Source organism: Mycobacterium sp. E802 (assembly GCF_001666875.1).
Classification (GTDB): domain Bacteria; phylum Actinomycetota; class Actinomycetes; order Mycobacteriales; family Mycobacteriaceae; genus Mycobacterium.
This window is the reverse complement of sequence record NZ_LZJD01000057.1, coordinates 1-12,235: the sequence shown is the minus strand read 5'-3', so window position 1 is coordinate 12,235 and position 12,235 is coordinate 1. Positions and strand designations below refer to the sequence as shown.

Sequence of the window (12,235 nt, the reverse complement as noted above, 5' to 3'; positions counted from 1 at the left end):
AACTCCTCGACGATGATCGCCCCGCCACCGATCACATCGGCACGGCCGGCATGCATCGGCCCGAGCGCCAGGCGCTGCGCCTTGGTCATGCCGATCAGCTGCTCGCACACTTTGAGCAAATCGTCAAACCCAATGCGGGACAGATGAATTGCGTCGGGATCGTATTCGGTCATGCCCTGCGCCAGCGCCGAGAGCGTCGTCATCGTCCCGGCCACCCCGACCCACGTGCACGCGCGTTCCACCGGCACCACCTTCAGCGCCTCGGCCAGCCCGTCACAGGCCACCGCTCGGGCCTGCGCCACCTCGGCGGCTGTCGGCGGATCGGAGTGCAGGCACCGCTCGGTCAGCCGGACGCACCCGATATCGGCGGAGAAGCCGGCCTGCACCGCACTGTGGCCCAGCACCAGTTCGGTCGAGCCGCCACCCAGATCGACCACCACGAACGGGCCTGCGTCAGGGTCGAGTTCGCCGACGGCACCGCGGAACGACAGCTCGGCCTCCTCCGTCCCGGTGATCACCTCGGCCACCGAGCCGGGCACCACGCTGCCCAACAACCGCGCGGTCATCGCAAAGAACTCGTCGCGGTTGCCGGCGTCGCGGGCCGCGGAGGTGGCGACCATCCGCACCGCGGTCACCGAATGCTCGGACATCAACGCCGCATAGTCGGCGAGCGCAGACTCGGTGCGGGCCAACGCCTCCGGAGCGAACTGACCGGTGGCGTCGACCCCCTGCCCCAACCGCACGACCCGCATCTCGCGGTGCACGTCATGCAGCTTGCCGTCCACCACGTCGGCGATCAGCAGGCGAATCGAGTTGGTGCCACAGTCGATTGCGCCGACCCGGCGCGAGCCGTCGATTGCGCCGACCCGGCGCGAGCCGTCGACTGCACCGACCCGGCTCACCCCCACACCTCACGATCAAGAATTCCGGCCATGCCCGGCTCGACGGCCAAAAGCGCCAGTGCCTCGTCGCCAAAAGGATTGACGCCCGGGCCTTTTGCCAGGGAGTGGGCCATCACCACATGCAGACACTTGACCCGGTCGGGCATGCCACCACCGGTGAACGTGGTGCCCAGCGATTCGATCGCATCGCGTTCCGCCAGATAGGACTCATGTGCCCGCCGGTAGGCCGCGGCCAATTCCTCGTCCTCGTGCAGGCGTTCGCTCATCTCCCGCATCAGTCCGGAGGATTCCAGCCGGCTGGCCGCCGCGGTCAGCGCAGGGTGCGTCAGGTAGTACAGCGTCGGAAACGGAGTGCCGTCGGGAAGCCGAGGTGCCGTCTTCACCACGCCGGGCTCGCCGTTGGGGCAGCGGTAGGCGACCTCCAGCACGCCGCGCGGCTCGCGACCGAGTTGCCGTGTCACCGCGTCGATATCTGCAGGATCAACCATGAGGACCTCCGGGCGCAGCCGGTGCCGGCGGGGCCGGGACCGGCGGCGGCCCACCGATCGTCGGCGAAACCCCATGTGGCTCATCGGCAATCGTGTGCCACAGCGACGTGTACCAGGGCTGACCTGCCGGCACGTCGGACCCGGGCAGGGCAGGTGCCAGCGACTCTTCGGGCTCCATCGCCCCGGGGGGAAGTTGCACCTGGTAGGGGGTGTCACCGGGCATGACGAACCCGAGCCGTTCGCGGGCCTGGGCCGCGATGTAGGCCGGATCGGCCAGCTTGACCTTCTGCTGTTCGAGATCGGCGATCTGGGCACGCAATTGCTGCTCGCTGGCTTTGAGCTGTTTCATTTCGGTGCGTTGGGCGAAGTAGGTGCGGACCGGCCCGGCGATGGTCAACGTCAGCACACACACCACCGCGGCCAGGATCGCCGCTCGGCGCGCCGTCGATCCGAACCGTAGTTCGGACTGCAACTCGGCCTGCTGCTGGGCTTGTATCGCAATGGCTTTGGTGACGGTCTCGTCGGGAGCCGGCTCGGCCGGCGCCGAGCGGGTCTCGCCGACACGACGCCGCGCCTGCGAGGCACGCGGCCGATTCGACTCCCCGGCCTTGCCCGGCTTGCCGGGTCGGGAGGCCGGGGACCGTCGCTTCGGATCGGGCCGCTTCGCTTCGGGCATCGACGTCGTAGTGCTGAATTACTTGGCTTCGAACCGCGGGAAGGCCAGATCGCCGGCGTAGCGTGCGGCATCACCGAGGGCCTCCTCGATGCGCAGCAGTTGGTTGTACTTGGCGACCCGCTCGCTGCGGGCCGGGGCGCCGGTCTTGATCTGGCCGCTGCCCACCGCGACCGCCAGGTCGGCGATGGTGGTGTCTTCGGTCTCGCCGGAACGGTGGCTCATCATGGTGCGGTAACCGCTGTTGTGCGCCAGCGCAACGGCATCCAGGGTTTCGGTGAGCGTGCCGATCTGGTTCACCTTGACCAGCAGCGCGTTGGCCGCGCCGCGCTCGATGCCGTCCTCGAGGCGCTCCGGGTTGGTGACGAACAGGTCGTCGCCGACGAGCTGTACGCGGTCACCGATGGCCGTGGTCAGCGCCACCCAGCCGTCCCAGTCATCCTCGGACAGCGGGTCCTCGATCGACACCAGCGGGTAGGCGTCGATCAGGCCGGCGTAGAACTCGGCCATCTGCTCGGCGGTGCGGGTCTCCTTCTCGAAGGCGTAACCCGAACCGTCGGTGTAGAACTCGGTGGCGGCGACGTCGAGCGCCAATGCCACGTCGCTCCCCAGCTTGAAGCCGGTGGCCTCGATGGCCGTCGCGATCAGGTCCAGCGCAGATTTGGTGCCCGCGACGTCGGGGGCGAAGCCGCCCTCGTCACCGAGACCGGTGGACAGCCCCTGCTTCTTGAGCACGGACTTCAGCGAGTGGTACACCTCCGCGCCCCAGCGCAGCGACTCCTTGAACGACGGAGCGCCGATCGGGGCGACCATGAACTCCTGGACGTCCACCCCGGTGTCGGCGTGGGCGCCGCCGTTGAGGATGTTCATCATCGGCACCGGCAGGATGTGCGCGTTGGGGCCGCCGAGGTAGCGGAACAGCGGCAGCGCGGCGCTGTCGGCGGCGGCCTTGGCCACCGCGAGCGAGACGCCGAGGATCGCGTTGGCGCCCAGCCGGGACTTGTCCGGGGTGCCGTCGAGATCCAGCAGGGCCTGGTCCACCAGCCGCTGATCATCGGCGGCCAGGCCGATGATCGCCGGCGCGATCTCGTCGAGCACGGCCTCCACGGCCTTCTCGACGCCCTTGCCGCCGTAGCGGGAGCCGCCGTCGCGCAGCTCCACCGCCTCGTGCTCGCCGGTCGACGCACCCGACGGCACCGCTGCCCGGGCGAACGTGGCGTCGGTCAGGGCCACCTCGACCTCGACCGTCGGGTTGCCACGAGAATCGAGGATCTCGCGGGCTCCAACCTGCTCGATGATGGGCACTGGCTTCTCCTTATTGAGTCCTGCGTGTAGGGATGAGACTAGATCGTGGGATGTCACAAGGCGTGCCCGGCTGCATAAGCCGTGGCCCAGTCCCGCACCATGCGGGCGTACTGCTCAGAGTTGTTGTAGGCGGTCAGGGCCTTCATCCAGCCCCTCGGGGTGGACAGGTCCTTGCCGTACCAGCACAGCAGACCGGCCGCCGAGAGTGCGGCATCGTCGAAGTTGTCGGGGCTGACGACGCCGTCGTTGTTGGCGTCGACCCCGAAATGGCCCCAGGTCTCGGGGATGAACTGCATCGGGCCCATGGCCCGGTCCATCAGCGGATCGCCGTCGAGCTTGCCGCCATCGGTGTCGGGTATGCGCAGGTTGCCACCGGTGCCGTCCAGCTGCACGCCGCGGATGGGCGGGGTGACGTCGCCGTTGCGTGCGATCATCGCGCCCCGGTAGGTGCCGTGATGGCTCTCGATCTGGCCGATGCCGGCCAGGGTGGTCCAGGCCAGCCGGCAGTTGGGGTTTTCCACCTCGGCGACGCGTGCGGCGTAGGCATAGGCCTCCAGGGCATTGACGGGCATGCCCATCGTCGGGGCCCGTTGCGCGGCCCAGTCATGCAGTTGATCGGCCGGCCGGCCCTTGGCGTAGGTGTCGACGGCGGGAACCGGGTCGCCGGGCGGTGGCGGCACGCCTTCGGGGATCGGGGTGCCGAGGTGCCACGAACAGCTGGATGCCAAGAGCAGCGCTGTCGCAGCCACCACGGCGACAGCCCGCAGCCAACGCACTGGCGACACCGGACTCCCTCAAACCCCGCTCTATCTGATTCGCCATCGTCGCATGCGCGGGCCTCGACGTGTCGGCCGACGGGCCGGTGCCGAAGGTCCGGACGTCAGCGCGGTCGAGCCCACAGGCGCCCCTGCTAAGGTGAGCCACGCCTTGCTATGGCGAGGCAGGCCTATGTTTTTTATGGTGGTTTCACCCCGGTCGAACGAGGACACTTTGATGACTGTCATCTCGGACGTTCCGACCAGCACGCTGGCCGCATCCAACGTCACATCCCAGGTGTTCGGCAGTGGGCTGATCGGTTTGCGGGAAGGTCTCGAAGCCGCCATCGTCGTGTCGATCCTCGTCGCATTCCTGGTCAAGTCCGAACGGCGTGACGCACTCAAATGGGTGTGGTTGGGCGTGGGCGCCGCGATCGCCATGACCGTCACCGTCTTCCTGGTGATCCAGTTCGGCGAGAACACCATCAGCGGCCTCGGCGCCGAGGCCATCGCCGGGATCGCCTCGCTGATCGCCGTCGTCATCGTCACGACGATGGTGTTGTGGATGAAAAAGGCATCCGCCTCGATGTCCGGCCAGCTGCGCGGCGAGATGTCGCAGGCGCTGCAGACCGGTGGCCTGGCGGTCGCCCTGCTGGCCTTCTTGGCGGTGGGCCGTGAAGGCGTGGAGACCGCGCTGTTCATGGTGGGCTACGCCGAGGCCGAGACCCTGTGGCCGCTGACCGGTCTGATCATCGGCGTCTTGATCGCCGCGGCGATCGCCTACGGCATGTACGCCGGCGCCGTCCGCATCAACCTCGCCAAGTTCTTCAAATACACCGGCATCTTCCTGATCGTGGTGGCCGCCGGCATCCTGGCCTACGGCATCAAGGCGCTGCAGACCGTGGGCTGGCTGCCCGGGCTGAGTGCCAAGGCTTTCGACATGAGCGGGGCGTTCGACTGGTCCGCCTGGTACGGCGAGATCATCCAGGGCGTCTTCAACATCGACCCGACGCCGACCGTGCTGCAGTTCGCCGCCTGGCTGGCCTACATCGTTGTGGTGCTGGCGCTGTTCCTGAAGCCGATGCGGGCAGCCGCCGGCGCACCGCCGGCCACGCCGACGGCGTCCGAAACGTCCTCCGAGCCGATCGTCGAGCCGGAGACCTCCACCTCGTCCTCGTCCGAAAGGTCCACCAAGTGAAGATGACCCCCGCCGCCAAGACCGGATTCGCGGCCGCTGCCGCGGTGCTGGCCGGCATATCGATGAGTGGTTGCCAGGCCAAGGAGGCCACCACCGGCGGTGCAGGCGGTGACGAGAAGGGCGCGCAGATCACCGTCGAGGCCTCCGACACCGAGTGCAAGCTGTCGGGCACCACCGCGACGACGGGGCCGAGCACCTTCGTGGTGACCAACACCGGCGACAAGGTCACCGAGTTCTACGTCTACGGTGCCGGCGAGCGGGTGATGGGCGAGGTCGAGAACATCTCCCCCGGCCTCAAGCGTCAGCTGATCGTTCAGCTCACCCAGCCGGGCACCTACCAGACTTCGTGCCGTCCCGGCATGGTCGGCGAAGGTATCCGCGGCAACTTCGAAGTCACCGGTGAGGCCGTCAAGATCGACACCGAGGGCAAGTTCAAAGAAGCCGCCGACAGCTACAAGCGCTACGTGTTGAGCCAAACCGATGCGCTGATCCCGTCGACCGAGGCGTTCGTCGCCGCGATCAAGGCCAAGGACGTCGCCAAGGCCAAGTCGCTGTACCCGACCACGCGCACCTACTACGAGCGCATCGAGCCGGTCGCCGAGTCCTTCCCCAACGATCTGGACCCACGGATCGACCTGCGTGAGGCCGACCTGGAGGAAGGCCAGAAGTGGACCGGGTTCCACGCCCTGGAGAAGCAACTGTGGGTCACCGGCCTTCAGCCCGACGCCAACGCACTGGCCGACCAGCTGCTGGCCGACGTCAAGGAACTCGAGGCCGGTGTGAAGGCGCCCGACTGGACGATCGACTCCACCCAGATCGCCGGTGGCGCCCAGGGTCTGCTCGACGAGGTGGCCCTGAGCAAGATCAGCGGTGAAGAGGACATCTTCAGCCACACCGACCTGTGGGACTTCAAGGCCAACGTCGAGGGTTCGCAAACTGCCGTGGCCTCGGTGCGGCCGATCCTCGACGAACGTGATGCCGAGCTGGGCAAGCGGGTCGACGAACAGTTCGCCAACGTCGAGAAACTGCTGGAGAAGTACCGTGAGGGTGACGGCTTCGTCTCCTACGACAAGGTGACCGAGCCGCAGCGACAGGAGCTTTCGCGCGCCATCGACGCGCTGAGCAAAGAGGTAAGCCAGGTGCAAGGTGTCATCGCCCATCAGTGATCCGTCTGAATCTGCCCCCGCTGCCGAGCATCCCGCCGGGTTCTCGCGGCGCAAGCTGTTCGGTGCAGCTGGAGTAACGGCTGCGGTCGTGGGTGCGGCCAGCGCGGGTGCGCTGGCCGGCCGGGCGTCGGCGGCCAGCACGCCGCACGGTGCCCTGCAGGGTCCGGTCGAGTTCCGCGGGGAGCGTCAGGCCGGCATCGTCACCGAGGCGCAGGACCGGATGCATTTCTGCTCCTTCGACGTCACCACCGACAAGCGTGAGGACGTCATCGCGCTGCTCAAGCAGTGGACCGAGATGGCCGAGCGCATGACGCGCGGCGAGGAGACCGAACAGGGCGGCGCGGTTGACGGCAATCCCTATGCGCCACCGTCGGATACCGGCGAGGCGCTGGGCTTGCCGGCCTCACAGCTCACGCTGACGATCGGTTTCGGGCCGTCGTTCTTCGTCAAAGATGGCAAGGACCGCTTCGGCATCGCCGACAAGCAGCCGGCCGAGTTGCGCGATCTGCCGAAGTTCCCCAACGAGACCATGGACCCGGCCAAGTGCGGCGGGGACATCTGCGTGCAGGCGTGTGCCAATGATCCGCAGGTCGCGGTCCACGCCATCCGTAACCTGGCCCGGGTCGGGTTCGGCACCGTGGCCGTGCGGTATTCCCAACTCGGTTTCGGCCGTACCTCCTCGACCACCCGGGACCAGGCCACCCCGCGAAACCTGTTCGGGTTCAAGGACGGAACCGCCAACCTGAAGTCCGATGAGACGGACATGCTCGACAAGTTCGTCTGGGTTGCCGACGGTGACGGGCCCACCTGGCTCACCGGCGGCAGCTATCTGATCACCCGTCGGATCCGGATGCGCATCGAGAACTGGGACCGCACCACGCTTCTGGAGCAGGAACGGGTCATCGGTCGGCAGAAGGGCAGCGGCGCACCGATCGGGCTGCAGGACGAGTTCGACGAACTCAACTTCGAGATCACCGACGGCAGAGGAAATCCGAAGATCGACAAGGACGCCCATGTCCGGTTGGCCTCCGCCGAGCATCTGGGCGGTATCGAGATCCTGCGCCGCGGGTACAACTTCACCGACGGTTCGGATGGATTCGGCCACCTGGACGCCGGCTTGTTCTTCATCGCCTTTGTCCGTAGCCCCGAGAAGCAGTTCATCCCGATGCAACGGGAACTGGCCCGCAAGGATCTGCTCAACGAGTACATCACCCACACCGGGACGGCGATCTTCGCCTGCCCGCCCGGCCTGCGCGAGGGTGACACGTCGGCATTTTGGGGCTCGACGCTGTTCGAGTGAGCTCAGGACCCCAACAGGATCTGGCCGAGCCGCGTGGTGGTCGCGACGCCGTCGTCGTACCCACCTTGACCGTTGAGCCCGTTCATGATCGCCAACGTGTACCGCTGATTCGGACCGGCGAAGCCCACCGAGTTGACCACCCAACCGCCCTGTTCCTGCGACCAACCGTTCTTGTTGCCGGGGCTCATCGTCGGCCCGGCGCCCCACACGCCCCACTGCTGATCGGCGCTCACCCGGCGCATTTCGGCGACGACGGCAGACGCGTCAGATGGATTCAGTTGAGTCAACGTGTAATTCATCAGCCGGTCGAGATCGTTGGTGGTGGACTTCTGAAAACCCCAGTACGGAAACATCTCCCCGAAGCCCGGTTGAGGCCGCAGGTCCGTCATCCCGTAGCGGGGAAAGTTGGCGTTGAACGCGCGGTGGTCCGGCCCGCCATAGCGCGTCCACAGGGCGTCGGCGGCGTCGTTGTCAGAGTCCCGCAACATGTTGACCATGAGCTGGCGGTCATCGCCTGAGAGTCGCAATGCGCCGGCCCGTTCCCGGGTCAGCAGATCCACGACCATCGCCAACTTGATGGTGGAGGCAGTCCAGATCATCGAGTTCGCATTGGCGTTGGCATAGCGCGTGCCTGCGGCGCGATCGCGCAGGACATAGCCGACCGTGCCCGGGCGCGACGCCAGATAGGCGTCTGCCGCCGCAATGCGTGCGCGCACGTCGCAGCCGGTGGCCGCGCAATCCGCTCTGGCCTGCGGCACGCCGGTTGCCAGGCTGAGCACCAGGACGACGGCCACGATCCGCAGTACCCGCATGCGCCCCACGCTAATTTCCCGCGGACCGGCTTCAGCGCGGGCACAACCGGGCCGGGTTGAGCTGAGATGGTGCCGATGCCACTTCGTGATCGGCGGGCACCAGACGCCACGGCAGTGTCGCCCGCGTCAAATAAAAATAGATTGCTGGCAAATTTTCCACGGCCACTCACTCAGAGGTTCACCCTGCGGGCAGAGTAGGCGGAGAACACGGTCCAACGCTCGCGACCGCAAACCTTATCAAGATCATTGGCAAATTGTTGCAGTCGGCGTACCTGGACAGATTTGGCGACTTCTCGGAGTTTTTCTCGGGATCAATGCATCTTTGTTCCAAGCCCGGCAAGTTCAGTTAACTGACTACCTCCCGACTGCAACCACGATTCGAGCTAACGAACTTCGTTGACCATGCAACAACCAGACGCTGTCGCCCGTACGACGGACAGCGAAAGACGGTTTGCCACCTTAAAGTCCGTACGGCTGGCTGAAAATTTCCTGAGAGGGGCAGGTGCATGGCAAATCATCGTCGCAAGAAGGCAACCAAGGCCGCCGTGATCGGCACGGCCATCGCGGCGACCGTCGGGGTGGGGCTGACGCCGACGGTGGCCAACGCGGTGAGCAGCGAGACCTACTTTGTCGGTTTCCCGGACTGGTTGCCGATCGGCGATGGCAACAAGATCGAAGCCAACCCGAACGCCATTTACCAAGCGATCCTCGATGCGAAGGACAAGGATCCACTGATTGGCTGGGGCACCGGCGGTGTGCAGCTCGACCCCAAGTGGGTGCAGTGGTACAACCCGAACCTGGACCCGACGAAGATTTTCGATCCGACCAAGGATCAGTACTACACACCGGAATCGGACAACTCGGCCTATGCAGACGCGTTCGGGGCAAAGAAGGCCGAGCTCCTCGCCGCCGACAAGGCGACGATCCTGGCTCAGCAGACGATCCAATACACGGTCGACATCAAGAACATGCCGGAGTTCAGTTGGATCCCGTCATTGGCTTGGAGCCTCAACCTGATACCGGACAACGTCCGATACCAGACCGTCAACGTGCCGAACCCCTTCTACAACAACGAGGCCGCGCTCGACAATGTGTTGGCAGGCGGAACATACAACGCCACTTATCAAATCAATGTGCCCATCAAGTTCCGCTTGTTCGGCACCAATTACGAGCGGACAATCAGCGCCAACGTTCCCTACAAGGTCGACCTCGCCAAGCTGAACCTCACCACGAAGGACTACAACCAACTCGCCCACGACTACGTCGTGAACGAACTCGGCATCCCCGAGAAGAACCCCGGCTACTGGACGACCAACACCTATGGACAGTGGGTGTCACCGACCGATCAACTCAGCGCGTTGGGCAACCTTGATCTGAGCGCGCTAGCCGGCTTGGCCAATGGTGACGGCGATTTCGGAGACCTCCTCGGATCCCTGTCGAGCCTCTCTCCACAACAAGTGGCGTACTTCCTGTCCGGCGACTTGGGATTCCTTGCACCGCTGGTGAACTGGACCGCCTACATCCAGAACGTCAATCTCATCGCCTATGGTGACGGCGCCATCGCCACGGGTGAGGCCTACCGCCAGTTCATCGAAGCGGTGCAGAACGGTGAGATCCAAGCCGGGGGACCCAAGACCGACGGTATGTACATCGTGATCAACCCGGACGGGCAAAATGTCATCCGCCTGGTGAACCAGAATGACGGCAGCATCCTCGATTATCCCTTGCCGGATGATCTGGAATTCCCTGAGGCGCCCGAGGGTGGGCCGTCGTACATCGAAACCCCCGGCGGCGTCATCGATATCACCCTGATGACCATGGCACTGTTGCGGAATCCCGGTCGTCCGAATGGCGGGCTGTACGCGCGGTTCGCACCGATCTACCAGGAGCTCACCGGAATCAACCCCGTCAGCCCGGAACGCACGGATGTGCTCTACGGCCTGCCTCCAGACACCATCGCCAAACTGGTCAACGGTGACGTCTCCGGCGTCGAGCTGAGCGACGTCAGCGACTTGCTGGTCATGCTCAATGACGCCAATGGCAAACCGATGGTGATCACCATCAAGGCCGACGCCACCTGGGAGTACGACTTGCTCTCGGATGCTCCGGTTACGGCCAACCCGATTGCTTGGGCGAACTCATTGGCGTCCTCGATGCTGGTGCTCACCTATGGCAACGAATTGCTCGGCCTGGCAACGGGACAGGAAGGGTCCGGCGTCGGTGTGGTGGCCTACACCGTACCGGTCGGTGAGTACGACGCCGGTAGCTTCTACGCCACGCTGACCACCGAAAGCCTGCCACTGCTCGCTCCGGCGCGCCTCGTCGCCGGATTGTTCTCCGCCGCAACGGGCGAGAACGTCAACACCCCGGTTGCCGATGCCCTGGAGCCGCTGCTCAAGCTGCTGGTCAACACCAGCTACACCGACGTCGAGCGCAACGAGGACGGCACCTGGACCCGCACCCTCGACCAGATGCACGTCCCCACACTGTTCGGCACCCAGACGTTGACCCGTCAACAGTCTGCATTGCTGGCCGGCGACATCATCGCCGAACTGGGCAAGGGCGTTGGATCGGAGTACACCGACATCGTTCAACGGGTGACCACTCGGGTGGTGAACTTCCTGGAGGACAACGACATCGAGGTACCCGACGAGGTGAAGGTGGCCGCGGCCAAGTTCGCGACAGAACCGGGCGAGGCCATCCGAACGGTCAGCCGACAGATCGGCGACAACGTCAGCAAGGTACTCACGGGCATCGAGGCCAAACTGCCTGACGCTCCGGCCGCTCCCACGCAGCAGCAGCTGGCGGCCGGCCAACGCGAGACCGGCAAGGTTCTGCGTGCGGTCAAGGACGAGGTGGATGAGACCACGACCCAGATCAACGAGGCCGCAGACGAATTCGCGTCCAGCAAGGTCGGTGTGGCGCTGAAGTCGGCCGGGGACAAGGTCGAGGCCGATGTCACCAAGCGGGTCACCAAGGCCCAGAAGAGCCTCACCCACGCCCAGGCGCGCGCCGACAAGGTCAACGCCAAGCTCAAGCAAGGCGACCTCAAAGGCGCGGCCAAGCAGGTCGGTGAGAACGTCAAGAATCGAGTCGATCGGCTGAAGAAGGACGTCAACAACGGTGTCAGCAAGCTGACGGGCAAGGACAAGGACGACAGCGACAGCTAGCCAGCACGGCGGGGGTCGACTGCCCGCCTTGCGATTTCGCAAGGCGGGCAGTTCCGGTTTCAGTTCCGACCGGGGCCTAGATCGTCGAATTCAAGCGGGTGTCCGATGTGCCCGCCTATGCGCGACAACTCAGCGACAATCGCCACGTGGGCACCAGAGGACTCATCAAACCCATTGTCGCTGAGCATTTTTACCACTTCAGTACCTGCAGTCTCAGAAGCATCATGCGTCCAGTGCCCGGGCTGCGAGCGACACTGTCGCTGATAGATGAGCAACCCAAAATCCGTGGCATATGGGGCAACTGGGATCTGAGCGACGTGAGTACACACTGACGGTGTGACCAACGATGCCCCTGGTGCCCGATAGGCGATTGTCGCTGGATTGTCGCTCATAGGCGGGCACTTCGTCATCCCGTCCGTTTCCACGACATGCCGAACGCGCAGCTGCGAGGCGATACGAAGCCCAT

The 12,235-nt window shown here is 65.2% G+C and carries 10 protein-coding genes; 4 read left to right on the top strand and 6 right to left on the bottom strand.

Annotated elements, in window-relative coordinates; translation table 11 throughout:
- From A5699_RS08630 to A5699_RS08610, 5 genes are all read right to left on the bottom strand, one after another.
- On the bottom strand, positions 1–902 hold a 902-nt coding region (locus A5699_RS08630; protein ID WP_304528244.1), incomplete at its 3' end, for a Ppx/GppA phosphatase family protein.
- Positions 899–1,390 carry a DUF501 domain-containing protein gene (locus A5699_RS08625; RefSeq protein ID WP_067768214.1) on the bottom strand — a complete coding sequence of 164 codons (492 nt, stop codon included), beginning with the start codon at positions 1,388–1,390 and terminating at the stop codon, positions 899–901. The genes A5699_RS08630 and A5699_RS08625, both read right to left, overlap by 4 nt.
- Positions 1,383–2,066 carry a septum formation initiator family protein gene (locus A5699_RS08620; protein ID WP_067768212.1) on the bottom strand — a complete coding sequence of 228 codons (684 nt, stop codon included), beginning with the start codon at positions 2,064–2,066 and terminating at the stop codon, positions 1,383–1,385. Before A5699_RS08620 ends, A5699_RS08625 begins: the two co-directional genes overlap by 8 nt.
- A gap of 18 nt (positions 2,067–2,084) precedes the next feature.
- Positions 2,085–3,368 (bottom strand): phosphopyruvate hydratase, encoded by a 1,284-nt coding sequence (gene eno / locus A5699_RS08615; RefSeq protein WP_067768210.1) that lies wholly within the window; start codon positions 3,366–3,368, stop codon positions 2,085–2,087.
- 53 nt (positions 3,369–3,421) lie between these two features.
- The gene (locus A5699_RS08610; protein ID WP_067768208.1) at positions 3,422–4,153 is read right to left on the bottom strand and encodes a lytic transglycosylase domain-containing protein; all 732 of its coding nucleotides are present in this window, start codon (positions 4,151–4,153) and stop codon (positions 3,422–3,424) included.
- A gap of 208 nt (positions 4,154–4,361) precedes the next feature.
- Between A5699_RS08610 and efeU the strand changes: the two genes are divergently transcribed.
- From efeU to efeB, 3 genes are read left to right on the top strand one after another with little or no spacing between them, the layout of a single operon-like run.
- Positions 4,362–5,321 (top strand): iron uptake transporter permease EfeU, encoded by a 960-nt coding sequence (gene efeU / locus A5699_RS08605; protein WP_067768206.1) that lies wholly within the window; start codon positions 4,362–4,364, stop codon positions 5,319–5,321.
- Positions 5,318–6,487 (top strand): iron uptake system protein EfeO, encoded by a 1,170-nt coding sequence (efeO, locus tag A5699_RS08600; RefSeq protein ID WP_067768204.1) that lies wholly within the window; start codon positions 5,318–5,320, stop codon positions 6,485–6,487. Before efeU ends, efeO begins: the two co-directional genes overlap by 4 nt.
- The gene (gene efeB / locus A5699_RS08595; RefSeq protein WP_067768202.1) at positions 6,468–7,787 is read left to right on the top strand and encodes an iron uptake transporter deferrochelatase/peroxidase subunit; all 1,320 of its coding nucleotides are present in this window, start codon (positions 6,468–6,470) and stop codon (positions 7,785–7,787) included. Before efeO ends, efeB begins: the two co-directional genes overlap by 20 nt.
- 2 nt (positions 7,788–7,789) lie before the next feature.
- On the opposite strand, the gene A5699_RS08590 is transcribed toward efeB, so the two are convergent.
- Positions 7,790–8,599 (bottom strand): tat pathway signal sequence, encoded by an 810-nt coding sequence (locus A5699_RS08590; protein ID WP_067768199.1) that lies wholly within the window; start codon positions 8,597–8,599, stop codon positions 7,790–7,792.
- A 506-nt stretch (positions 8,600–9,105) separates the two neighbouring features.
- Here A5699_RS08590 and A5699_RS08585 point away from each other — a divergent pair.
- Positions 9,106–11,769, top strand: a complete 2,664-nt coding sequence (locus A5699_RS08585) for a PE-PPE domain-containing protein (protein WP_067768197.1) — start codon at positions 9,106–9,108, stop codon at positions 11,767–11,769.
- Positions 11,770–12,235: the final 466 nt, after the last annotated feature.

Bases quoted from the DNA above. Each gene is read 5' to 3' on its own strand.
- A5699_RS08625 (WP_067768214.1), bottom strand. From the start codon at position 1,390: ATGGTTGATCCTGCAGATATCGACGCGGTGACACGGCAACTCGGTCGC.
- A5699_RS08620 (WP_067768212.1), bottom strand. From the start codon at position 2,066: ATGCCCGAAGCGAAGCGGCCCGATCCGAAGCGACGGTCCCCGGCCTCC.
- efeU (WP_067768206.1), top strand. From the start codon at position 4,362: ATGACTGTCATCTCGGACGTTCCGACCAGCACGCTGGCCGCATCCAAC.
- A5699_RS08590 (WP_067768199.1), bottom strand. From the start codon at position 8,599: ATGCGGGTACTGCGGATCGTGGCCGTCGTCCTGGTGCTCAGCCTGGCA.
- A5699_RS08585 (WP_067768197.1), top strand. From the start codon at position 9,106: ATGGCAAATCATCGTCGCAAGAAGGCAACCAAGGCCGCCGTGATCGGC.